This window comes from Geodermatophilus sp. SYSU D00879, from assembly GCF_054050375.1.
This window is the reverse complement of the sequence record NZ_JBJGZF010000002.1, coordinates 111653-135248: the sequence shown is the minus strand read 5'-3', so window position 1 is coordinate 135248 and position 23596 is coordinate 111653. Positions and strand designations below refer to the sequence as shown.

General features: G+C 75.7%; 18 protein-coding genes. 12 read left to right on the top strand and 6 right to left on the bottom strand.

The window, feature by feature from the left end; translation table 11 throughout:
• Positions 1 to 18: 18 nt before the first annotated feature.
• Complete coding sequence (locus ACI79B_RS04055) at positions 19 to 1191, bottom strand: PQQ-dependent sugar dehydrogenase (protein WP_456929165.1); 1173 nt, start codon at positions 1189 to 1191, stop codon at positions 19 to 21.
• Between the two features lie 133 nt (positions 1192 to 1324).
• On the opposite strand from ACI79B_RS04055, the gene ACI79B_RS04050 reads away from it, so the two are divergent.
• The 3 genes from ACI79B_RS04050 to ACI79B_RS04040 are packed head-to-tail and all read left to right on the top strand — an operon-like array spanning position 1325 to position 4105.
• The gene (locus tag ACI79B_RS04050; protein WP_456929166.1) at positions 1325 to 2713 is read left to right on the top strand and encodes an NAD(P)/FAD-dependent oxidoreductase; all 1389 of its coding nucleotides are present in this window, start codon (positions 1325 to 1327) and stop codon (positions 2711 to 2713) included.
• Between the two features lie 11 nt (positions 2714 to 2724).
• Positions 2725 to 3678, top strand: a complete 954-nt coding sequence (locus tag ACI79B_RS04045; RefSeq protein ID WP_456929167.1) for a 2-hydroxyacid dehydrogenase — start codon at positions 2725 to 2727, stop codon at positions 3676 to 3678.
• Between the two features lie 46 nt (positions 3679 to 3724).
• Positions 3725 to 4105 carry a PH domain-containing protein gene (locus tag ACI79B_RS04040; protein WP_456929168.1) on the top strand — a complete coding sequence of 127 codons (381 nt, stop codon included), beginning with the start codon at positions 3725 to 3727 and terminating at the stop codon, positions 4103 to 4105.
• On the opposite strand, the gene ACI79B_RS04035 is transcribed toward ACI79B_RS04040, so the two are convergent.
• Positions 4102 to 4923, bottom strand: coding sequence for a helix-turn-helix transcriptional regulator (locus tag ACI79B_RS04035; protein WP_456929169.1), 822 nt, complete (start codon positions 4921 to 4923; stop codon positions 4102 to 4104). The two genes, ACI79B_RS04040 and ACI79B_RS04035, sit on opposite strands and share 4 nt — an antisense overlap.
• Positions 4924 to 5002: 79 nt before the next feature.
• Between ACI79B_RS04035 and ilvD the strand changes: the two genes are divergently transcribed.
• The 6 genes from ilvD to ilvC all read left to right on the top strand — a co-directional run bounded on the left by ilvD (position 5003) and on the right by ilvC (position 16089).
• Complete coding sequence (ilvD, locus tag ACI79B_RS04030; protein ID WP_456929170.1) at positions 5003 to 6706, top strand: dihydroxy-acid dehydratase; 1704 nt, start codon at positions 5003 to 5005, stop codon at positions 6704 to 6706.
• Between the two features lie 136 nt (positions 6707 to 6842).
• The gene (locus ACI79B_RS04025) at positions 6843 to 9551 is read left to right on the top strand and encodes a putative bifunctional diguanylate cyclase/phosphodiesterase (protein WP_456929171.1); all 2709 of its coding nucleotides are present in this window, start codon (positions 6843 to 6845) and stop codon (positions 9549 to 9551) included.
• A complete protein-coding gene (locus tag ACI79B_RS04020; RefSeq protein ID WP_456929172.1) occupies positions 9544 to 12234 on the top strand; it encodes a putative bifunctional diguanylate cyclase/phosphodiesterase in 2691 nt (896 codons plus the stop codon). Before ACI79B_RS04025 ends, ACI79B_RS04020 begins: the two co-directional genes overlap by 8 nt.
• 296 nt (positions 12235 to 12530) lie before the next feature.
• Positions 12531 to 14399, top strand: coding sequence for an acetolactate synthase large subunit (locus ACI79B_RS04015; protein ID WP_456929173.1), 1869 nt, complete (start codon positions 12531 to 12533; stop codon positions 14397 to 14399).
• Between the two features lie 91 nt (positions 14400 to 14490).
• Positions 14491 to 15018 (top strand): acetolactate synthase small subunit, encoded by a 528-nt coding sequence (ilvN, locus tag ACI79B_RS04010; RefSeq protein WP_456929174.1) that lies wholly within the window; start codon positions 14491 to 14493, stop codon positions 15016 to 15018.
• A gap of 45 nt (positions 15019 to 15063) precedes the next feature.
• On the top strand, positions 15064 to 16089 hold the full coding sequence (gene ilvC, locus ACI79B_RS04005; RefSeq protein WP_456929175.1) for a ketol-acid reductoisomerase: 1026 nt from the start codon (positions 15064 to 15066) through the stop codon (positions 16087 to 16089).
• A 67-nt stretch (positions 16090 to 16156) separates the two neighbouring features.
• Here ilvC and ACI79B_RS04000 read toward each other — a convergent pair whose 3' ends face one another.
• Together ACI79B_RS04000 and ACI79B_RS03995 are read right to left on the bottom strand one after the other, a co-directional pair.
• Complete coding sequence (locus ACI79B_RS04000; RefSeq protein WP_456929176.1) at positions 16157 to 16738, bottom strand: hypothetical protein; 582 nt, start codon at positions 16736 to 16738, stop codon at positions 16157 to 16159.
• A 111-nt stretch (positions 16739 to 16849) separates the two neighbouring features.
• Positions 16850 to 17686, bottom strand: coding sequence for a hypothetical protein (locus ACI79B_RS03995; RefSeq protein ID WP_456929177.1), 837 nt, complete (start codon positions 17684 to 17686; stop codon positions 16850 to 16852).
• Positions 17687 to 17880: 194 nt separating this feature from the next.
• Between ACI79B_RS03995 and serA the strand changes: the two genes are divergently transcribed.
• The 3 genes from serA (at position 17881) to cimA (ending at position 22340) form a co-directional block, all read left to right on the top strand.
• Complete coding sequence (gene serA, locus ACI79B_RS03990; protein WP_456929178.1) at positions 17881 to 19482, top strand: phosphoglycerate dehydrogenase; 1602 nt, start codon at positions 17881 to 17883, stop codon at positions 19480 to 19482.
• A gap of 15 nt (positions 19483 to 19497) precedes the next feature.
• The gene (locus ACI79B_RS03985; RefSeq protein WP_456929179.1) at positions 19498 to 20520 is read left to right on the top strand and encodes a 3-isopropylmalate dehydrogenase; all 1023 of its coding nucleotides are present in this window, start codon (positions 19498 to 19500) and stop codon (positions 20518 to 20520) included.
• Between the two features lie 227 nt (positions 20521 to 20747).
• Positions 20748 to 22340 carry a citramalate synthase gene (gene cimA, locus ACI79B_RS03980; RefSeq protein WP_456929180.1) on the top strand — a complete coding sequence of 531 codons (1593 nt, stop codon included), beginning with the start codon at positions 20748 to 20750 and terminating at the stop codon, positions 22338 to 22340.
• A 52-nt stretch (positions 22341 to 22392) separates the two neighbouring features.
• On the opposite strand, the gene ACI79B_RS03975 is transcribed toward cimA, so the two are convergent.
• Both ACI79B_RS03975 and ACI79B_RS03970 read right to left on the bottom strand, forming a co-directional pair.
• A complete protein-coding gene (locus ACI79B_RS03975) occupies positions 22393 to 22803 on the bottom strand; it encodes a hypothetical protein (RefSeq protein WP_456929181.1) in 411 nt (136 codons plus the stop codon).
• A gap of 135 nt (positions 22804 to 22938) precedes the next feature.
• Entirely contained in the window at positions 22939 to 23544 is a 606-nt protein-coding gene (locus tag ACI79B_RS03970) for a dihydrofolate reductase family protein (RefSeq protein WP_456929182.1), read from the bottom strand.
• Positions 23545 to 23596: the final 52 nt, after the last annotated feature.

Sequence of the window (23596 nt, the reverse complement as noted above, 5' to 3'; positions counted from 1 at the left end):
GTCCGCGGGGGTGCCGCCTCACACGGGGGAGGAGCCGGTCGACGACGGCGGCAGGATCCGCAGCACCTTGTCGTCGTCCTCGGCGGGGGCGCCGACGCCGTCCCGGTTGGACGTGGTCACCCACAGCCCGCCCTCGCCGTCGAGGACGACGGTGCGCAGCCGGCCGTAGCGCCCGCTGATGAGCTCGGTCGGGTCCTCGCTGATCCCGCCGTCGCCGTCGAGCTGGACGACGTGCACCCGCTGGCCGTCGAGCGCGCCGAGGAACACCGTGGTCCCCGCCGCGGTGCAGCCGCCCAGGCCGCCCTCGGCGTTGCCGACCTCGAACACCGGCGCGATCGTCCCGGGGCCGGCGGCCGGCCAGCCGTGGTCGCTGCCCTGCACCAGCTCGTTGAGCTCGTCGGGCCCGGCGGTGGACTCGTCGACGGCGTAGAGCGTGCCCGCCTCGTCGCCGGACGGGCAGACCGCCGTGACGTCGGAGAAACCGCGGCTGTGGACCGGGCCCGAGGCGGTCGCGGGCTGGCCGAACACGTCGACGTGCAGCACCTTGCCGCCGAGCGAGGCGGGGTCCTGCGCCAGCGCCGGGTTGCCGGTGTCGCCGGTGCCGACGAACAGGGTGCCGTCGGGGGCGAAGGCGAGCCCGCCGCCGTTGTGCACCTCGCCGCGGGGGATGCCGGTGAGCACCGGGTTCGGGGTGCCGCCGAGCGGGAAGCGGACGACGCGGTTGTCGGTGGCCGTCGAGACGTAGGCGTAGAACAGCCCGTCCTCGTCGAACGTGGGGGACAGCGCCAGGCCGAGCAGCCCGCCGTCGCCGCCGGTGTCGACGCCGGGCAGGACCATGAGCTCCTGCGCCGGCGAGCGGTCGGGGAAGACGTGCAGCAGCCGGCCGGTCTCGCGCTCGCCCACGACCGCGCTGCCGTCGGGCAGCACGACCAGCCCGGTGGGCACGACCAGGTCGGTGGCGACGACGTTCGGGTCGCCGGCGGTGGAGCCGGAGCCGGGGTCGGCCGGGTCGCCGGGCGAGGGCGCGGGGGAGGACTCGGTGGGCGGCCCGACCTCGGGCGGGGCCCCCTCGGGCAGTGGCCGGAACGGCCCGGCCGGCTCGTAGCCGTCCTCGCCGCAGCCGGCGAGCACGAGCGCCAGGGCGACCGCGCAGGCCGCCGCGGCGCCGCGCCGTCCCCCCTGCCGCCTCACCCGCTCCACAGTACGGGCGGAACGCCGCCGGCAGCCGCACGCCGGGCGCCGTCCGGCACGCGCGCAGCGCCCCGGAGCAGTGCCGGTCCCCGGTAGGTTGCCGACCTCACCCGGGCGAGCAGCGGAGGCCGGCATGCGGATCGCGGGAGACGGCGGCGGGCGGCCGCGGGTGGTCACGATCGGCGGCGGCTTCGCCGGGCTCACCGCCCTGCGCAGGCTGCAGCGGCTGCTCCCGCCGGACGCCGCCGACCTGGTCCTGGTCACGCCGACGGACTACCTGCTCTACAGCCCCCTGCTGCCCGAGGTGGCCACCGGCGTGGTCGAGGCGCGGCACATCGCGGTCTCGCTGCGGCGGCTGCTGCCCCGGGTGCGCCTGGTCCTGGGCCGGGTCGAGGACGTCGACCTGGCCGCGCGCTCGCTCACGCTGCGGCCCGCGCACGGGACCCCGACGGCGATGTCGTGGGACCGGCTCCTGCTCACGCCCGGCGCGGTGACCCGCCAGGTGCCCGTCCCCGGCGTCCCCGAGCACGGCCGGGCGCTCAAGACCCTGGTCGAGGCGGTGTTCCTCCGCGACCACCTGCTCGAGCAGCTCGACCTCGCCGACGCCCTGCCCGACACCCCGGCCGGCCGGGCCGAGCGCGCCGCGCGGCTCACCGTGGTCGCCGTCGGCGCGGGCTACACCGGCACCGAGGTGGTCGCCCAGACCCAGCGCTGGCTGCGCCGGATCGAGGGCCGGTGGGACCGCACCCGCGCCGCCGAGGTGCGGTGGGTCCTCGTCGACCTCGCGCCCGCGGTGCTGCCGGAGCTGGGCCCCGAGCTCGGCCGCCGCGCGCTGGACGTGCTCGCCCGCCGCGGCGTCGACGTCCGGCTCCGCACCTCGGTGGTCTCGGCCGACGAGGACGCCGTCGTCCTCACCGACGGCGACACGATCCCGACCCGCACGCTGGTGTGGGGCGCCGGGGTCGTCGCGCACCCGCTGGTCGGCCGGCTGGGGCTGCCGCTGCGGCGGGGCCGGCTCGCCGTCGACCCCGACCTCGCCGTCCCGGGCGTGGCCGGCGTGTGGGCCGCGGGCGACGCGGCCGCCGTCCCCGACCTCGCCGCCGGGGAGCAGGACGGCGAGCTGCCGGACACCCCGCCGACGGCGCAGCACGCCCAGCGGCAGGGCGCCGTCCTCGGCCGGAACGTCGCCGCCAGCCTCGGCGTCGGCCGGCCCCGCCGGTACCGGCACCGCGACCTCGGCCTGGTCGCCGACCTCGGCGGCTGGGACGCCGTGGCCCGGCCGCTGGGGGTGCCGCTGACCGGGCCGCTGGCCAAGGTCGTCACCCGCGGCTACCACCTCTACGCGATGCCGGCGATGGCCAACCGGGTGCGGGTCGCGGCCGACTGGCTGTTCCAGACGGTGCTGCCGCCGGAGTCCACCCAGCTGTCGGTGGTCCGGCCCGAGGACGCGCGGATCGCCACCGCCCAGGGCCTCGCGCCGCAGGCGGTTCCCGGCCCGGAGGTCGCCGCCGGCGCCTCCTAGGGTCGGGGGCCGTGGCTCCCGAGATCCGCGGCACCGACGTCGTCGGCCCCGACGAGACCCTGACCGTCCTGGTGCCCTCGCGGGCGATGGTCGCGGCGGTGGAGGCGCTGTCCCCGCGCGTGCGCGCCGTCCGCGCCGACCCGGACGGGCCGCCGCCGGAGGAGGCCGCGCGGGCCCAGGTGTGGGTGCCCCGCAGCGGCGGCGGCCCGGACGACGACCTGCTCGCCGCGGTCCCACGGCTGCGGCTGGTCCAGCTGCTCAGCGCCGGCGCCGAGCGGTTCGTCGGCCGGCTGCCCGAGGGCGTCGTGCTGTGCAACGCCCGCGGCGCGCACACGCCCTCGACGGCCGAGTGGGTGCTGGCCGCGACGCTGGCCGCCCAGCGCGGCCTGCCCGACCTGGTCCGCGCGCAGGACGCCGGCCGGTGGAGCCCGGGGACGTTCTCGTCGCTGGTCGGGGCGCGGGTGCTCGTCGTCGGCGCCGGGGACATCGGCCGCCGGATCGGCGCCATGATGTCCGGCTTCGACGTCGAGCTGACCTACGTCGCGCGCAGCGCCCGCGACGGCGTCCACGGCACCGACGAGCTGCCGCGGCTGCTGCCCGGCGCCGACGTCGTCGTCCTCGTCGTGCCGGTGACCCCGGAGACCACCGGCCTGGTCGACGCGGAGTTCCTCGCCGCGATGAAGGACGGCGCGCTGCTGGTCAACGCCGCGCGCGGGGTCGTCGTCGACACCGACGCGCTGGTCGCCGAGCTGACCGCGGGCCGGCTGCGCGCCGCGCTCGACGTCACCGAGCCGGAGCCGCTGCCCGAGGGGCACCCGCTGTGGTCGGCGCCGGGACTGCTGCTCACCCCGCACGTGGGCGGGGCGGTGCCGCAGACCGCCGCCCGCGCGGAGGCCGCCGTCCTCGCGCAGCTGCGCCGGGTGCTGGCCGGGGAGCCCCTGACCGACGTCGTCGGCGACTACTGACGCCGGACCCCGGAGACGTGGTCCGGCGGCGCGGGATCATGGGGACGTGGCAACCCTCGCGCGCATGCGGCTGAGCCGGGTCGCGCTGCTCCCCGTCGTCTTCCTCGCCGTCTGCGTGCTGCCCTTCGCCGCCGCCTCGCCGTGGGCCGCGCTGGTCCTGCTGCTGCCGCTGCTGGCGGCGGTCTGGGTGCTGCGGGTGGGCGTCGACGTGGACGAGGAGGCGATCACCACGCGCGGGCTGCTCGGGCAGCGCCGGGTGCCCTGGGACGACCTCGCCGGCATCCGGGTGGGCCGCAACGCCCGGCTGGTGCTGGTCACCGCCGGCGGCGGGGAGGTGCGGCTGCCGGTCCTGCGCGCCCGCGACCTGCCGCGGCTGGCGGGGTGGTCCGGCGGCCGCTTCGACGTCCCCGCGCCGCCGGCCGCCTAGCCCGCGAGCGCGCGCAGCCGCCCGGCGCTCTCGCTGCCCTCGGCCGCGGTGTAGACGACCAGCTGCAGCCCGGGGGAGTCGGCGGGCGTGAGCTGGTGGTGCTCGAGCAGCAGGCTGCCCACCTCGGGGTGCTCGAAGCGGCGCTCCGCGGAGCTGAACCGGTCGACGTCGCGGCTGGCCCACCCGGCGCGGAACTCCGGGCTGGCCGCCTCGAGCCGGGCGACGAGGTCGACGACCGCCGGGTCGGCCAGCCGCGGGCCCACCTCGGCGCGGAACTGGGTGAGGAACCGCCGGCTGTCCCCGGCCCAGTCCGCCAGCAGCGCCCGCACCGCCGGGTCGGTGAACACCAGCTCCAGCAGGTTGCGCCGGTCCGCGGGGGCGGCGGCCACCCCGGGGTAGAAGCGCTCGTAAGCGCGGTTCCACCCGGCGATCCACCAGTCGGCGGTGATCGCGTAGGCGGGGGAGGGGCCCAGCGCGTCCAGCAGGCGCTGCACGTGGCCGGGCATCCCGCGGCCGGGGTCGCCGGGGGCGGCGCCGCCGTGGCCGGTCAGCCGCAGCACGTAGCCGTGCTCGGCCGGCGTCATGCGCAGCGTGCGGGCGAGCGCGTCGACCACCTGGCGGGACGGGCGGATGTCGCGGCCCTGCTCCAGCCACGTGTACCAGGTGGAGCTCACCCCGGACAGCAGCGCGACCTCCTCGCGGCGCAGCCCCGGCGTGCGCCGGGGGCCGCCGGAGGGCAGGCCGGTGTCGCGCGGGTCGACCTGGGAGCGGCGCGAGCGCAGGAACTCGCCGAGCTCCCGGCGGGCGGTGGCGGACACGGCGGCTCCCGGGTGGTGGTGTCGGTACCAGTATCGACGGCGTCTGGGAGCGCCCCGGGAGCGCGCCTACGCTCGCGGCGTGACGACCGTGGACGACCCCCGCACCACCGCCGACGTCAAGCCGCGCAGCCGCGAGGTGACCGACGGCATCACCAGGGCCCCGGCCCGGGCGATGCTGCGCGCCGTCGGCATGGGCGACGACGACTGGGACAAGCCGCAGATCGGCGTGGCCTCGTCGTGGAACGAGATCACCCCGTGCAACCTCTCGCTGGACCGGCTGGCCAAGCGGGCCAAGGAGGGCGTGCACGCCGCCGGCGGGTTCCCGCTGGAGTTCGGCACCATCTCGGTCTCCGACGGCATCTCCATGGGCCACGAGGGCATGCGCGCCTCGCTGGTCAGCCGCGAGGTCATCGCCGACTCGGTGGAGACGGTGATGTTCGCCGAGCGGCTCGACGGCTCGGTGCTGCTCGCCGGCTGCGACAAGTCCCTGCCCGGCATGCTCATGGCCGCCGCCCGGCTGGACCTCGCCAGCGTCTTCCTCTACTCGGGCTCGACGCTGCCGGGGAAGCTCGGCGACCGCGACGACCTGACGATCATCGACGTCTTCGAGGCCGTCGGCGCCTGCGCCCGCGGGCTGATCACCCAGGACGAGCTGGCCGCCGTCGAGCGGGCCGCCTGCCCCGGCATGGGCTCCTGCGGCGGCATGTACACCGCCAACACCATGGCCAGCGTGGCCGAGGCGCTGGGCATGAGCCTGCCCGGCAGCGCCGCCCCGCCGGCGCCCGACAGCCGCCGCGACGCCTTCGCCGTCGCCTCCGGCGAGGCCGTGGTGAACCTGCTGCGCAAGGGCATCACCGCGCGGCAGATCATGACCAAGCAGGCGTTCGAGAACGCGATCACCGTGGTCATGGCGCTGGGCGGCTCCACCAACGCGGTCCTGCACCTCATGGCCATCGCGCACGAGGCGCAGGTCGAGCTCACCCTCGACGACTTCAACCGGATCGGCGACCGCACGCCGCACCTGGCCGACGTCAAGCCGTTCGGCCGGTACGTCATGACCGACGTCGACCGCATCGGCGGCGTCCCGGTCGTCCTGCGCGCGCTGCTCGACGCAGGCCTGCTGCACGGCGACACGCTCACCGTGACGGGGAGGACGATGGCCGAGAACCTCGCCGAGATCGCCCCGCCGGACCCCGACGGCGCGATCATCCACGCGATGTCCCAGCCGATCCACCGGACCGGCGGCCTCACGATCCTCCACGGCTCGCTGGCGCCGGAGGGCGCCGTGGTGAAGTCGGCCGGCTTCGACCGCGACGTCTTCGAGGGCACCGCGCGGGTCTTCGACGGCGAGCAGGGCGCCATGGACGCCGTCACCGAGGGCACGCTGCAGGCCGGCGACGTCGTCGTCATCCGCTACGAGGGGCCCAAGGGCGGCCCGGGCATGCGCGAGATGCTCGCCGTCACCGGCGCGATCAAGGGCGCGGGGCTGGGCAAGGACGTCCTGCTGCTCACCGACGGCCGGTTCTCCGGCGGCACCACCGGCCTGTGCATCGGCCACGTCGCGCCGGAGGCCACCGAGGGCGGCCCGATCGCGCTGGTCCGCGACGGCGACCCGGTCCGGCTGGACCTCACCACCCGCACGCTGGACCTGCAGGTCGACGACGACGAGCTGGCCCGCCGCCGCGCGGACTGGGCGCCGCTGCCCCCGCGCTACACCACCGGCGTCCTCGGCAAGTACGCCAAGCTGGTGGGCTCCGCGGCGAACGGCGCCATCTGCGGTTGAAGGACCCCGCTGCCCCCCACGCCTCGCGAGCTCGGCGTGGGCCCCTGCAGCGGGGCCGTTCCAGCACGTCACCAGGAGGGGTGAGACCGCCCCCCGGGGCCTGTCCCCGGGGGGCGCCGCTGCCGACACCCCCGGTGTGGACAGGCGGATCAGGTGGCTGCTGGCGTGCGCCGTGCCGGCCGCAGCGGCGTGCGCCCTGGCGGTCGCCGTGCCCGCGCTGGACCCGGTCTCCGACGCCGTCACCGGCGTGGCCGGGCTGCTCGCCGCGCTCGCGCTGTGGGCGCTGAGCCGGCCCGGTGACCCCTCCGCCCCGCCGTGGCGGGTGCTCGCCGTCGCGGCGCTGTTCCCCGTCCTCGGCCTGGTCCTGACCACCGCGACCCGGCCGGGGACCGTGCTGTCCGCGGTGGTGCTGCGCTGGCTGCCCACCGTCCCCGGCTACGTCCTCGTGGTCGTGGCCCTGCTCGGCATGGTCGAGCGGTCCAGCCTGCGGCGCACCTGCCGGCGGACGACGCTCGAGCTCGCCCTCTTCGGCGTCGCCGCGCTCGCCGTCATGCAGTTCCTGCTGGTCGGCCCGGGCAACAGCTGGACCGCGCTGTCCCTGGGCGCCCAGCTCGTCCTCGGCGCCGCGGTCGTGGCCGCGGCCGCCACCATGGCCGCCGGCCTCACCGTGCTCGGCGCGGTCGAGGCGCACCGCCGGCGCATGGCCGCGGTGCTGCTCGGCGGCCTCGTCCTGCTCTGCGCCGCGCGCGGCACCGCCACCTCCGCCACGCTGCTCGGCGCGCACGACGTCGTCCCGGCCACCCGCGTGGCCGTCGTCGTCGGCCTGGCGCTGCTGGTGCTCGCCCGCCTGCTCGACCCGGGCACCGGCCCGGACGTCCCCCGCCGCGCGGCCGACGGCCGCACCGACGCGCTGCGCTCGGTGCTGCCGCACCTGGCGCTGGTGGCCGTGGTCGCGCTCGTCGTCGTGCCGCTGGCGCTGGGCACCCGGCCGACCCTGCTCACCCTCGCCGGGGCGCTGACCTGCGTGGGCCTGGCCGCCGCGCACCGCTGGGTCACCGCCCGCGAGGACCACCAGCGCGGTGCCCGGCTGCGCCGCGACGAGGCCTACTTCCGCAACCTGCTGCACTCCGGCCGCGACGCCGTCCTCGTCCTCGACGCCCGGCTGCGCGTCGGCTGGGCCTCGCCGGCGATGGCCGCGCTGGTCGGCGCCACGCCGGAGCAGCTCCTCGGCCGCGACGTGCTCTCCGGCGCCGCGGGCCGGCCCGGGACCCTGGAGCCCGCGGACGCCGCCGCGCTGCGCCGGGTCCTCGACACCGGTACCGGGGCCGGCGCCGACGGGCTCGTGACGCTGCACGTCCGCGACGCGGGCGGCGCGCGGCGCTGCCTCGAGGCCAGCGTCTCCGACCTGCGCACCGACCCGGCGGTCGCCTCGGTGGTGCTGCACTGCCGCGACGTCACCGAGCGGGTGGCCCGCGAGCGGGCGCTCGAGGAGCTCGCGTTCACCGACGCGCTCACCGGCCTGCCCAACCGGGCCGGCTGGGACGCGGCCCTGCAGGCCGCGACCGCCCGCGCCGGGTCCGCGGTCCTGCTCGTCGAGGTCGCCGGCCTGGACGAGGTCCGCGAGCACGCCGGCCGCGACGCCGTCGCCGCCGTCCTCGTCGAGCTGGGCCGGCGGCTGCGCGCCGCCGTGCGCGGCGACGAGGTCGTCGCCCGGCTGGTCGGCGGCACCTTCGCGGTCCTGGCCGAGGGCGACGGCGACACCGCCGCGCTGCTCGCCGACCGCTGCCTGGCCGTGCTCGAGCAGCCGGTGACCACCGCCGCCGGCGTCTTCGACCTCACCGCCGCCGTCGGCGTGGTCGTCGTCGAGCCGGGGACCGGCGCCGCCGAGGTCGGCGCCCGCGCCGAGCTCGCGGTCGCGGCCGCCCGGGCCTCCCGCTCGGCGCGCGCCACCTGCTGGACGCCGGCGCTCGGCGCGGCCGCCGCCCGCCGCGACCGGCTGCGCGCCGACCTGCCCGGGGCCGCCGGCCGCGGGGAGCTGTGGCTGGCGTTCCAGCCCGTGGTGTCGATGGCCGACAAGCGGGTCTCCGGCGTCGAGGCGCTGCTGCGCTGGCGGCACCCGGAGCTCGGGGAGGTCTCCCCGCGGGAGTTCGTCCCGATCGCCGAGCGGGCCGGGGTCGTCGGCGAGCTGCAGCGCTGGGCCCTGCGGGAGATCACCGCGGCCGCCGCCGTGCTGCCGGCCGGCGACGGCGGGCCCCTGCGGATCGGCATGAACGTCTCCGCCGCGCACGTGGCCGAGCGCACCCTCGTCGACGACGTCGCCGGCGCGCTGTCCGCCTCCGGCCTGGCGCCCGAGCGGCTGGTCCTGGAGATCACCGAGTCGACCGTGCTGGCCGAGGGCGACTCCGTGGCCGTCGACGTCGAGGCGCTGCGGCTCATGGGCGTGCACGTGGCCCTGGACGACTTCGGCACCGGCTCGTCGTCGCTGGGCCTGCTCACCCGCCTCCCGGTCGACGTGCTCAAGCTCGACCGGTCCTTCGTCTCCCGCGTCGACCGCGACCGGCAGAGCCGCGCGCTGTGCGAGGCGGTCGTGACCGTCGGCCGGTCCCTGGGGCTGCAGGTCGTCGCCGAGGGCGTCGAGACGCCGGCCCAGCTCGGCGTGCTGCGCGGCCTGGGCGTCGACCAGGCGCAGGGCTTCCTGCTGTCCCGCCCGCTGCCGCTGGCCGACCTCGTGGGGCTGCTGCGCGACGGCGCCGGCCTGCTGTGGCCGGGGCTGGTCGGGTCCTCGGCCGACCCGGTCCCGGCGCCGGTCGAGCCCTCCACCGTCCGGGCCGGCCGCCGTGGCTGACCGCGCCGCCCCGGCGGTCCAGGTCCTGCTGGCGGTCCTCGGCGTCGTCGCCGTGGTCGGCCTGCTCACCGGTGCGCCCGCCTGGCTGGTGCCCGCCCTGCTCGGGACGGCGTCCGCCGCCTCGGCCGCGGTGCTCGCCCGCGACGCCGCCCGGCTGCCCGGCCGCGCCGGCCGGCCCTGGCGGGCGCTGTCCGCCGCCGGCGCGCTGCTCGCCCTCGGCCAGGCACTCGCCCTCGGCCAGGCGCTGGCCCTCGCCGCACCCGGTCGCGACCTCGCCACCGGCGGCGTCGAGGACCTCCCGACGCTGCTCGGCGGCCCGGTCGCCGTCTCGGCGGCCGTCCTGCTGCTGCCGCCGCGGTCGCACCGGCGGCTGGGCACGCGGGTGCTGCTCGACGGCGTGGTCGTCACCGTCGCCGTGGCCCTGCTCGGCTGCGTGCTGCTCGGCGACCTCGTCGCCCGGACCACCGGGCCGGGCGGCGGCCTGGTCGCGGCCGGTTACCCGCTGGTCGGGGCACTCCTGTGCGGCATCGGCCTGGTCACCCTCACCGCCGTCCCCGAGGGCCGCCGCCGCGCCGCCGGCTGGCTGCTCGCCGCGTTCGTCGCCATGTCGCTGGTCGCGGTCGGCGGCGCGCTCGGCCGCACGTCGGCGGGCACCGCCCCGGGCTGGGGCGTGGTCGTCGTGCTCGGCTGGCTGGCCATGCTCGCCGCCGGCCTGCGCGCCGCCCGGGCCGACGCCGGCGCGCACGCCGCCGCCGACGCCGGCCGCCGCACGCTGCCCCTGCGCGGGGGCGTGCTCGCCCACGGCGCGGCCACCGCCGCGCTGCTCGCGGTCGCCGGCGGCACCGTCGCCGGACGCCCGCTGCCCGCGGCCGAGGCCGCCGCCACCGTCGTCCTCGTGCTGCTCACCTCGGCGCGGACGCTGTACTGGGCCCTGGACGCCGCGGCCCTGACCCGCCGCCTGGAGCGGACCGAGGGCTGGTTCCGGGCGCTGGTGCACAGCGGCGACGCCGTCACGCTGGTCCTCGACGGGGACGGCCGGGTCACCTCCGCCACCGGCCCGGTCGCCGAGCGGCTCGGCGTCGCGGAGGAGGGCCTGATCGGCCGGGTGCTGGTCGACCTGCTGCACCCGGGGGACCGGGACCTGCTCGACCGCGTCTCCGCCGCCCTGCGGGACGGCACGCCCGACGGCCTGCCGGCCACCGGCCGGCTGCGCGCCGCCGACGGCACCTGGCGCGACGTCGAGGTGTCCGGCGCCGCCCCCGCCGCGGGCCGCCGGTCCGGCGACGGGCTGGTGCTGCACCTGCGCGACGTCACCGAGCGCCGCGCCGGGCAGCGCGAGCTCGAGCGGCTGGCCTACACCGACTCGCTCACCGGGCTGCCCAACCGCGCCCGTTTCATGGCCGCCCTCGACGGCGCCCTGACCCAGGCGTCCCGTGGCCGGCGCTCCTGCGTGCTGCTGCTCGACCTCGACGGCTTCAAGGCGGTCAACGACGTCGCCGGGCACGACGCGGGGGACCGGCTGCTGTGCGAGGTGGCCGACTCCCTGCGCGCCGCGGCCCGCGCCGGGGACCTGGTCGCCCGGCTCGGCGGCGACGAGTTCGCCCTCGTCGTCGACGCCGGCCCCGACGAGGCGCTGGCCCTGGCCGAGCGGCTGGTCGCGCGGCTGGACCGCACCCAGCGCTACTCCGCCCCGGGCGACCCGGAGGGCGCCGGCCCGGTGCTGCGCACCTCGGCGAGCGTCGGCGTCACCGAGGTGGTCGCCGGCGCCGACGCCTCGGCGACCGTCCGCGAGGCCGACCTCGCGCTGCGCACGGTCAAGGCGCAGGGCAAGAACGGCGTCCGGGCCTCGGGGGAGGCGCTGGTGGAGGAGTCCGCCCGGCGCAGCCGGCTGGCCCGCGACCTGCCCGCCGCGATCGAGCGGGGCGAGCTGCGGGTGGTCTACCAGCCGGTGGCCGGTGTGGAGGAGCGCCGCGTCCTGGGCGTCGAGGCCCTGGTGCGCTGGGACCACCCGGTGCTCGGCCCCGTGCCGCCGGAGGAGTTCGTCGGCCTGGCCGAGGACGACGGGCTGATCGTGCCGCTGCAGCGGTGGGTGCTGCAGACGGCGACCGCCGAGCACGCCCGCCTCGTCGCGCAGGGCCGCGACCTCAAGCTCGGCGTCAACATCTCCGTGCGCCACCTGCAGGCCCGCTGCCTGGTCGAGGACGTCACCCGCGCCCTGCAGCGCTCCGGCCTGCCCGCCCACCTGCTGATGGTCGAGGTCACCGAGAGCGTCCTCATGGACGACGACGAGCGGCTGCTCGCCGAGCTCGCGGAGCTGTCCGCGCTGGGCTGCATCGTCTCCCTCGACGACTTCGGCAAGGGCTACTCGTCGCTGGCCTACCTCGCCCGGCTGCCCGTGCAGGTGCTGAAGATGGACCGCGGCTTCGTGTCCGGCATCGACACCGACCCGCGCGGCGCGGCGCTGGTCGGCAGCGTCGTCGACCTCGGCCGCACGCTCGGCATGGACGTCGTCGCCGAGGGCGTGGAGACCCGCGAGCAGATGGCCGTCCTCACCGCGCTGGGCTGCCGGTTCCTGCAGGGCTGGCTGATCGGCCGGCCCGTCCCCGGCGCCGCCCTGCCGGCGCTCGTCGACGCCTTCGACCCCGCCCTGCTGAACGGCCCGGTACCCGTCGCCGTCCCATGAGACGGACGACACGAGTCCACTGTGTGGGACAGCCTGGTTGACGTCGCGGCGGTCGAGGCGCACAGTGTCCGCGTGACCTCCGCCCGCCTGCTCCTCGTAGTCGCCTAGCGCGCCGGTCGCCCGACCGACGCGCTACGCCCCTCTGTGCCCACGGCACGAGGGGTTTTTTGTTGGCACGAGGCCCGGGGCGGGGCCGGCCCGGCGGACAGCCGGGACCCTCCCCGCACCCGGGCGACACCGAGCAGACACCCGGAACCGCACGCCCGTCCCGCCCGTCCGGCACAGGAGACGCCCGCATGACCAGCACCCCGAGCGAGTCCGCCACCCGAGAGGCCGCCTCGGCCCTCACCGGTGTCGAGACGACGGCCCGCTCGATCGCCGAGTCCGCCGCCGAGCCCGCGACCGGCATCACCGGCGCGCAGAGCCTGGTCCGCTCGCTCGAGGCCGTGGGCGTCGAGGTGGTCTTCGGCATCCCGGGCGGCGCGATCCTGCCCGCCTACGACCCGCTGTTCGACTCGCGCGTGCGGCACGTCCTCGTCCGGCACGAGCAGGGCGCCGGGCACGCGGCCACCGGGTACGCGCAGGCCACCGGCCGGGTCGGCGTCTGCATGGCCACCTCCGGCCCGGGCGCGACCAACCTGGTCACCCCGCTGGCCGACGCCTACATGGACTCGGTGCCGATCGTCGCGATCACCGGCCAGGTGCCCAGCGGCGCGATCGGGACCGACGCCTTCCAGGAGGCCGACATCCGCGGCATCACGATGCCGATCACCAAGCACAACTTCCTGGTCACCGACCCGGCGGAGATCCCGCAGCGGATCGCCGAGGCGTTCCACCTGGCCGCCACCGGCCGTCCTGGCCCGGTCCTGGTCGACATCCCCAAGGACGTGCTGCAGGCGACCACCGACTTCTCCTGGCCGCCGCGGCTGGACCTGCCCGGCTACAAGCCGACCACCCGCCCGCACGGCAAGCAGGTCCGCGAGGCCGCCGCGCTCATCGCCGGCGCCCGCCGGCCGGTCCTCTACGTCGGCGGCGGGGTGCTCAAGGCCCGCGCCACCGAGGAGCTGGCCGAGCTCGCCGAGCTCACCGGAGCGCCGGTCGTCACCACCCTCATGGCCCGCGGCGCGTTCCCCGACAGCTCGCCGCAGCACCTGGGCATGCCCGGCATGCACGGCACCGTCGCCGCGGTCACCGCGCTGCAGAAGGCCGACGTCCTCGTCGCCCTCGGCGCCCGCTTCGACGACCGGGTGACCGGTCAGCTGTCCTCCTTCGCGCCCGGCGCGCTCGTGGTCCACGCCGACATCGACCCCGCCGAGATCGGCAAGAACCGCCGGGCCGACGTGCCGATCGTGGGCGACGCGAAGGAGACGATCGCGGAGCTCGTGACCGCGCTGCGCTCCGAGCACGCCGCCGGCCGCACGCCCGACCTGGCCGCCTGGTGGGCGCAGCTCGACGACTGGCGGGCGCGCTACCCGCTGGGCTACGACTGGCCCGAGGACGGCTCGCTGTCGCCGCAGTACGTCATCGAGCGGCTCGGCGCGATCGCCGGCCCCGACGCGATCTACGCCTCCGGCGTCGGTCAGCACCAGATGTGGGCCGCGCAGTTCATCCGGTACGAGAAGCCGGGCACGTGGCTCAACAGCGGCGGCGCCGGGACGATGGGCTACGCCGTCCCCGCGGCCATGGGCGCCAAGTACGGCCGCCCCGAGACCACCGTCTGGGCGATCGACGGCGACGGCTGCTTCCAGATGACCAACCAGGAGCTGGCCACCTGCGCCATCGAGGGCATCCCGGTCAAGATCGCCGTCATCAACAACGGCAACCTCGGCATGGTCCGGCAGTGGCAGACCCTGTTCTACGAGGGCCGCTACTCCAACACCAAGCTGCACCCGGTGGACGACGAGGGCCGGCCCAAGCCGGTGCGCATCCCCGACTTCGTGATGCTGGCCGAGGCGCTGGGCTGCGTCGGGCTGCGCTGCGAGTCCAAGGACGACGTCGACGCCGTCATCGAGAAGGCCATGGCGATCACCGACGCCCCGGTGGTCATCGACTTCGTCGTCGGCCACGACGCGCAGGTGTGGCCGATGGTCGCCGCGGGCGCCAGCAACGACGACATCCTCGCCGCGCGCGGCCTGCGCCCGGTCTTCGGCGACAGCCAGGTCTGATGGAGGACCCCGTTCCTGCCCGCCACTCGCACGCTCGCGGCGGGCCCCTGGAACGGGGCCGAACGACGAATCGGAAGCAGGTTCCCCTCAGATGACCCGCCACACCCTGTCGGTCCTGGTCGAGAACAAGGCCGGTGTGCTGGCCCGCGTCTCGGCGCTGTTCAGCCGGCGCGCGTTCAACATCGAGTCGCTGGCCGTCGGGCCGACCGAGAACCCCGACCTGTCGCGGATGACGATCGTCGTCGACGCCGAGTCCGCGCCGCTGGAGCAGGTGACCAAGCAGCTCAACAAGCTCGTCGAGGTCATCAAGATCGTGGAGCTCGACGGCGGCGCCGCGGTCCAGCGCGAGCTGCTGCTGGTCAAGGTGCGCGCGCCGATGGCCGAGCGCACCACGGTGCTGCAGACCGCCGAGCTGTTCCGCGCCCGGGTCGTCGACGTCAACACCGACACGGTGACCCTCGAGGCCACCGGCACCCCGGACAAGCTGCAGGCCCTGCTCGCCGTCCTCGCTCCGCTCGGGATCAAGGAGATGGCGCAGTCGGGCACCGTGGCCCTCGGCCGGGGTCCGCGCTCGATGAGCGGCGCCGGTACCTTGCGCCCGGTCGACCGCAGCGCCTAGCCCCCGCACCCCCCGCACGAGAACAACCGAAGGAGCACGTACCGCATGGCCGAGATCTTCTACGACGACGACGCCGACCTGTCGATCATCCAGGGGCGCACCGTCGCCGTCATCGGCTACGGCAGCCAGGGCCACGCGCACGCCCTGTCGCTGCGGGACTCCGGGGTGGACGTCCGCGTCGGCCTGCCCGAGGGCTCCAGGAGCCGGGCCAAGGCCGAGGCCGAGGGCCTGCGGGTCGTCACGCCGGCCGAGGCCGCCGCCGAGGCCGACCTGATCATGATCCTGGCGCCCGACCACGTGCAGCGGACGCTGTACAGCGAGTCGATCGAGCCCAACCTGCAGGACGGCGACGCGCTGTTCTTCGGTCACGGCTTCAACATCCGGTTCGGCTACATCAAGCCCCCGGCCGGCGTCGACGTGGCGATGGTCGCCCCCAAGGGCCCCGGTCACCTCGTCCGCCGCGAGTTCGAGAACGGCAAGGGCGTGCCGTGCCTGGTCGCCGTCGAGCAGGACGCGAGCGGGCAGGCCCTGGAGCTCGCGCTGTCCTACGCCAAGGCCATCGGCGGCGCCCGCGCCGGCGTCATCAGGACGACGTTCGCCGAGGAGACCGAGACCGACCTGTTCGGCGAGCAGGCCGTCCTCTGCGGCGGCGCCAGCGCGCTGATCACCGCCGGGTTCGAGACCCTCACCGAGGCCGGCTACCAGCCCGAGGTCGCCTACTTCGAGTGCCTGCACGAGCTGAAGCTGATCGTCGACCTCATGTACGAGGGCGGCATCGCCAAGCAGCGCTGGTCGGTGTCCGACACCGCCGAGTACGGCGACTACACCTCCGGCCCGAAGGTCATCGACGCCCGCGTCAAGGAGTCGATGAAGGAGGTCCTCGCCGCGATCAAGGACGGCTCGTGGGCCGCGGCCTTCATCGCCGACCAGGACGCCGGGGCTCCGGACTTCAAGCGCCGCCGCGCCGAGGCCGAGGCGCACCCGATCGAGGAGACCGGCCGCAAGCTGCGCGGCCTGATGAGCTGGGTGTCGGCCTCCGACGACTACACCGGCACCGCCGCCCGCTCGTAGCGTCCGGCAACGCGAACGGCCCCCGCTGCCTGCTGGCAGCGGGGGCCGTTCGCGTGTGCGGGGGAGGTCAGTAGGCCAGGCCCCGCGAGGCGAAGTACTGCTTGGACTGCGGCTGCTGCAGGAAGAAGACGATCAGGCCCGGCAGCACGAAGCCGAGCAGCGCCGAGAACTCGAACCCGCCGCCGACGGCCAGCGAGATGATCAGCGTCAGCAGCTGGATGCCGATCGAGGCGTAGCTGCCGAGGAGCAGCAGTCGCGGCGACTTGCCGGTGAGCACCTGGATGCCGCCGACCAGCACGACGACGGCCGTGGCGACCGCCAGCAGGGTGACGATCCCGAGCAGCGGGCTGAGCGCGAACAGCAGGCCGATCCCCAGGATGGCGAGCAGGCCGAACAGCGAGCCCAGGCCGCCGATGACGACGCCGATCACCGCGGCCGCGGTGACCTGCCCGGGACGCTGGCCGGCCGGGGCGCCGCCGTAGGGGGAGGGGCCGCCGAAGCCGCCGCCGTAGGGGGCCGGGTTGCCCTGCGGCTGCTGCCCGTAGGGCTGGGCGCCGTAGGGCTGCTGGCCGTAGGGCTGCGCGCCGGGCGCGCCGTACCCGGGCTGACCCCCCGGCGGCGTGTTCTTGTCGAAGCTGGGGCTGGTCATGCTCGGGTTCCTCCTGGAGGTGGCTCCGCCCTGTCGGCGGTCGGCGGCGGAGTGTAGGGGCTCGCTGGCGTCCGTGGGGGTCCGCCGACGCGGCGTCCCCCACGGACGGACTCAGCGACCGCGGCGTGCGCGGTGTGCCGCGAAGAAGGCCGCGGCGGGCTTCAGGGACAGCAGCACGACGATCGCCAGCGCGGCCAGGAAGAACAGCAGGCTGGTGATGATCGCCCCCGCGCCGACGTTCCCGGCGTCGGCCAGCCCGCCGAAGAAGTTGATGGCAGTGAAAGCGAGGGCGATCGAGCCGCCGACCAGCAGCATCACGCGGCTGCGCCCGGTGAGGGCCCACACCGAGCCCCAGATCATGACGACGGTCCAGATCAACGCCACCAGGCCGAAGATGAGGACGACGCCACCAACGGCGCCCGAGAAGGTCCCGAAGCCAGGGATCTCGTCGTCGATCTCGTCGCCGGCGCCGCTGAACACGGCGCCGGCGAAGATGAGGAACAGGCTGATCAGGACGCCGATGGCCCCGAAGATGAAACCGAAGACGGCGGCAGTCACGACGCCGCCGGGCTTGGCCGGGACCGCGCCCTGGCCGTACTGCCCGTACTGCTGGCCGTAGGGCGCCGGCTGCCCGTACTGGCCGTACTGCTGCCCGTAGGGCTGGCCCTGGCCGTAGTCCTGCTGGCCGTAGCCCTGCTGCCCGTAGCCCTGCTGCCCGTAGCCCTGCTGCCCGTAGCCCTGCTGCCCGTAGCCCTGCTGGCCGTACGGCTGGGTCTGGCCGTAGCCCTGCTGCCCGTAGCCCGCCTGGCCGTACTGCTGGCCGTAGCCCTGCTCGCCCTGCCCCTGGCCCTGGCCCTGCTGCCCGTACTGCTGGCCGTACGACGGGTCCTGGGGCTGACCCTGGCCGGAGGCCGAGGCCCCGCCGCTGTCCTTGCTGAAGTCGGTCATGGTCTCCTCCGGAGGCGCCGGCTCGTCCCGGCGCGTCGCGCCCCAGCGTGCGGGGGGCCACCCGGCAGGGCAAGCGGCCCTCCCTCCGGGGCGGGGGTGTCGTGGCGGCTGGTGCGTACCGTCACCGCCCGGTGATCACGGGGACCCCGACGCGGGACCCCGCCCGGCCACCCGTCTCCCTAGGCTGTGGACCCGTGACCGCGAGCGCGCCCGTCGTCCTGATCACCGAGGAGCTGGCCCCGAGCGTGCTGGAAGTGCTCGGCGACGCCGTCGAGATCCGTCACGTCGACGGCGCCGACCGGTCCGCCCTGCTCCCGGCGCTGGCCGACGCGGCCGCGGTGATGATCCGCAGCGCCACGCGGATCGACGCCGAGGCCCTGGCCGCCGCGCCGAACCTCAAGGTGGTCGCCCGCGCCGGCATCGGCCTGGACAACGTCGACGTCGCCGCCGCCACCGAGCGCGGCGTCCTGGTGGTCAACGCCCCGACGGCGAACATCGTCAGCGCCGCCGAGCACGCCGTCGCGCTGCTGCTGGCCGCCGCCCGGCAGATCCCGGCGGCCGACGCGTCGCTGCGCGAGGGCCGGTGGGCGCGGTCGCGGTTCATGGGCGTCGAGGTCACCGACAAGGTGGTCGGCGTCGTCGGGCTGGGCCGGATCGGCCAGCTGGTCGCCCAGCGGCTGGCCGCCTTCGGCACCACGCTCATCGCCTACGACCCCTACATCCAGCCCGGCAGGGCCGCGCAGCTCGGCGTGCGGATGGTGTCGCTGGAGGAGCTGCTCCGCGACGCCGACTTCATCACCGTCCACCTGCCCAGGACGCCGGAGACCCTCGGTCTGATCGGCGCCGAGCAGCTGGCCACCACCAAGCGCGGGGTGATCGTCGTCAACGCCGCCCGCGGCGGGCTGGTCGACGAGGCCGCGCTCGCCGACGCGCTGCGCTCGGGCCAGGTCGGCGCTGCCGGCATCGACGTCTTCGCGACCGAGCCCACCACCGACAGCCCGCTGTTCGCGCTGCCCAACACCGTCGTCACCCCGCACCTGGGCGCCTCGACCACGGAGGCGCAGGACAAGGCCGGCACCGCCGTCGCGCACTCGGTGCGGCTGGCGCTGCAGGGGGAGTTCGTGCCCGACGCGGTCAACGTCCAGGCCGGCGGCGTCGTCGCCGAGGACGTGCGGCCCGGCCTGCCGCTGGCCGAGCGGCTGGGCACGGTCTTCACCGCCGTCGCCGGCGGGCTGGCCCAGTCGGTCACCGTCGAGGTCCGCGGCAAGCTCGCCGAGTTCGACGACTCGGTGCTGCAGCTGGCCGTGCTCAGGGGCGTCTTCGCCGACGTCGTCGAGGAGCAGGTCACCTACGTCAACGCGCCGCTGCTGGCCCAGCAGCGCGGTCTCGACGTGACCCTCACCAGCGACCTCGACAGCCCCGACTACCGCAACCTCGTCCGGGTGCGGGGCGCGATGGCCGACGGCCGCGAGGTGTGCGTCTCCGGCACGCTGTTCGGCAAGAACCAGGTGCCCAAGCTGGTCGAGGTCGACGGCTTCGACATGGACCTCGACCTGTCCGGCCACCTCCTGTTCTTCGTCTACACCGACCGGCCCGGCGTCGTCGGCACCGTCGGCGCGGCGCTGGGGGAGGCGGGGATCAACATCGCCGGGGCGCAGGTCAGCCGCACGACCCGCGGTGGTGAGGCGCTCATGGCGGTCGTCGTCGACAGCCCGGTGGCCGCCGATCTGCTCGCCGACATCGCCGGCCGGATCGGGGCGCGCGAGGCCCGCTCCGCGGACCTCGACCCGCGCTGACCTAGGGTCGTCGCCATGCGCCTGGCTGTGATCGCAGGGGACGGCATCGGTCCCGAGGTGGTGGCCGAGGGCCTCAAGGTCCTGGGCGCCGTCGCCCCCGACCTGGAGACGACCCCCTACGACCTCGGCGCCGCCCGCTGGCAGCGGACCGGCGAGCTGCTGCCGGACTCCGTGCTCGAGGAGCTGCGCGGGCACGACGCGATCCTGCTCGGCGCAATCGGCGACCCGGGCGTGCCGCCGGGCATCCTCGAGCGCGGGCTGCTGTTGCGGCTGCGCTTCGAGCTCGACCACCACGTCAACCTGCGCCCGGCCAAGCTCTACGACGGCGTCCGCAGCCCGCTGGCCGACCCCGGCACCATCGACATGCTCTGCGTGCGCGAGGGCACCGAGGGCCCCTACGTCGGCAACGGCGGCGTGCTGCGCCGCGACACCCCGCACGAGGTGGCCACCGAGGTCAGCCTCAACACCGCCTTCGGCGTCGAGCGGGTCGTCCGCTACGCCTTCGAGCGGGCGACCGCGCGGCCGCGCCGGCACCTCACGCTGATCCACAAGACCAACGTGCTCACCCACGCCGGGTCGCTGTGGTCGCGGACGGTGGAGGAGGTGTCGGCGGAGTTCCCCGAGGTCACCGTCGCCTACCAGCACGTGGACGCGGCGTCGATGTTCTTCATCACCGACCCCGGCCGCTACGACGTCATCGTCACCGACAACCTCTTCGGCGACATCGTCACCGACGTCGCCGCCGCGGTCACCGGGGGCATCGGCCTGGCCGCCAGCGGCAACCTCGACGCCTCGGGCGCCAACCCGAGCATGTTCGAGCCCGTGCACGGCTCGGCGCCGGACATCGCGGGCAAGGGCATCGCCGACCCGACGGCGACCGTGCTGTCGGTGGGCCTGCTGCTCGAGCACCTCGGCTCCGCCGACCTCGCCCGCAAGGTGAACGCCGCCGTGGCCTTCGACCTGTCGACCCGCGATCCGCAGGCGCAGGTCCGCACCGCCGAGGTCGGCGACCGCCTGGCCGCCCTCGCCGGCGGCTGACGAAGGCCCCCCTGCCCCCCCGCCCCTCGCAGGCTCGCGGCGGGACCCTGCAAGGGGGGCCGTTCCATCACGTCACCAGCGCTAGACTCAGTGGCGATGCACCTGTCCGGCACGATCATCATCGCCTAGCGCGCGGTCAGCACCCCCGACCGCGCGCAGACCCTCCGTCCCCGGGGGGTCTTCTTCGTGTCAGGGGCCTGATCGCCGTCGAACCCCCGGGAGCACCCGTGGCCACCGACAGCCCGACCGCCGTCAGCACCGACTTCCACGTCTTCGACACCACGCTGCGCGACGGCGCCCAGCGCGAGGGGATCAGCTTCTCCGTCGCCGACAAGCTCGCCGTCGCCCGGCTGCTGGACGAGATCGGCGTCGGCTACATCGAGGGCGGCTGGCCGGGGGCGCTGCCCAAGGACACCGAGTTCTTCGCCCGCGCCCGCAGCGAGCTCAAGCTGCGGCACGCGGTGCTGGTCGCGTTCGGCGCCACCCGCAAGGCCGGCGTCCGCGTCCAGGACGACCCGCAGGTGCGCGCGCTGCTCGACGCCGGGACGCCGGTGGTCTGCCTGGTCGCCAAGTCCGACGTCCGGCACGTGCGCGACGCGCTGCGGACCACGCTCGAGGAGAACCTCGCGATGGTCGCCGACACCGTCGCGTACCTGGTCTCCCACGGCCGGCGGGTGTTCCTCGACTGCGAGCACTTCTTCGACGGCCACGCCGCCGACCCCGACTACGGCGTCGCCGTGCTGCGGGCCGCGTTCGGCGCGGGCGCGGAGGTCGGCGTCCTGTGCGACACCAACGGCGGGATGCTGCCGATGGGCGTGGCCCGGGTGGTGGCCGACGTCCGGTCGCGGGTGGAGGGCCGGCTGGGCATCCACTGCCAGGACGACACCGGCTGCGCCGTCGCCAACTCGCTGGCCGCCGTCGAGGCGGGCGTGACCCACGTGCAGGGCACCGCCAACGGCTACGGCGAGCGGGCCGGCAACGCCGACACCTTCGCGCTGGTGGCCAACCTGGTCACCAAGATGGGCCTGCCGGTCGTGCCCGCGGAGTGCCTGGCCGAGCTGCAGCGGGTCAGCCACGCGATCGCCGAGCTGGCCAACATCGCCCCCGACGACCACCAGCCCTTCGTCGGCGCCTCGGCGTTCGCGCACAAGGCCGGCCTGCACGCCAGCGCGATCAAGGTCAGTCCCGAGCTGTACAACCACCTCGACCCGGCCGTCGTCGGCAACGACATGCGCATCCTGGTCACCGAGATGGCCGGCCGCGCCTCGGTGGAGCTCAAGGGCCGCGAGCTCGGCGTCGACCTCGAGGGGCACGCCGACGCCGTCGGCCGGGTGGTGGACCAGGTCAAGGTGCTCGAGGCCGAGGGCTGGTCGTTCGAGGCCGCCGACGCCTCGTTCGAGCTGCTGCTGCGCGCCCAGCTGCCCGGCGCCCCCGCCCCGCTGTTCGAGCTGGAGAGCTACCGGACGACGGTCGAGCACTGGGCCAACGGCGTCGTCATGAGCGAGGCGACGGTGAAGGTCCACGTCGACGGCGAGCGGATCATCAGCACCGGCGAGGGCAACGGCCCGGTCAACGCGCTGGACAACGCGCTGCGCCAGGCGCTGGTCAGCCGGTACCCGCGGCTGGCCGACGTCTCGCTGGCCGACTACAAGGTCCGCATCCTCGGCTGGAAGGGCGGCACCAGCGCCACCACCCGGGTGCTCGTCGACACCACCGACGGGGTGGGGGAGTGGACCACCGTCGGGGTCCACGACAACATCGTCGAGGCCTCCTGGCACGCGCTGGTCGACGCGCTGACCTACGCCGTCCGCCACCGCTGACGACGTGCCCGTCCCGCCTCTCGCATGAGAGAGGCGGGACGGGCGCGTCGGCTCAGTGGTGGGCGTACTCGTCCAGGCGCCACCACATCGCCAGCGCCATCGCGGGGAGCATCAGCACGTGCCCGGCGGTGAACAGGGCCGACGCGGAGATCGTCCCGGTCCAGTACGGCACCAGCAGGACGACGAACGGCACGTACATCGCCGCGGACATCTCGGCGATCGCCGGCCAGGAGTGCCGGCGGACGCGCATCCAGGCGGCCATCCCGATGGCCATCTCGGTCGCCATCACGATCGCGTGGACGTCGGCGCGGTCGTCCAGCGCCGGCCAGAGCCAGGTCCCGACCGGGCCGAGGACCACCATGCCGGCGACCATCGCCACGACCATCTCCAGGTAGTGGCGGGCCAGGTGCCAGGTGTGCCGGGTGCGGGCGGGGGTCTGCTCGGGAGGGGTCTGCGTCGTCATGCAGGGAGGGTCGGGCGCGGCGCCGTCCCCGCCACGTGCCGGAGGTCACGGCCGCCGGTCACGGTCCGGCGTGACCGGTCCCACCGGCCGTGTCCCTGCGAAGACCACCAGGTACGTGACGACCGCGTCGGTTCCTCACGCAGGGGCGCCGAGCGGCGGGTGCTCGAGCACGCGTGGCCTGTACTCGACCAGCTGGATGCGGCCGTCGAAGGTGCGGTGCCCGATCATCTCGAGGGCGACGTCCGGGTAGCCGTCGTAGATGCGTTCTGCGCCCGTGGCCCCGGTGATCACCGGGAAGATCCCGACCCGGAAGCGGTCGACGAGTCCGGCCCGCAGCAGGGACCGGGCCAGGCTGAGGCTGCCGATCGTGCTGAGGAGCCCCGAGCCGTTCTCCTTCATGGCACGGACCGCCTCGACGGCGTCGCCGCGGACGAGCGTGCAGTTGGCCCACGTCAGCGGCTCCTCGAGCGAGGAGGAGAACACCACCTTGGACGCTCGCGTGAGCTCGTCGATGGACGCCTCTTCCTCGGCCCTGAACTCGTCCTGGCCGTCCGGGACCTCGCCGGCGGCGAAGCCCGACATCAGGCGGTAGGTGTTCGCCCCCATCAGGTACGTGACCTCGGGCTGCTCGCCGAGCCATGCGAGGTACTCCGGGCCCTCGAGGCCCCAGAACCCGGGCCAGCCCTCTCCCGACGCGTAGCCGTCCAGGGAGGTGATGAAGTCGACGAGAAGCTCTGACACGGCGGTGTCCTTTCCTCGGGTGTCTCCAGCTCGGACCGGTCGCGGACCACGA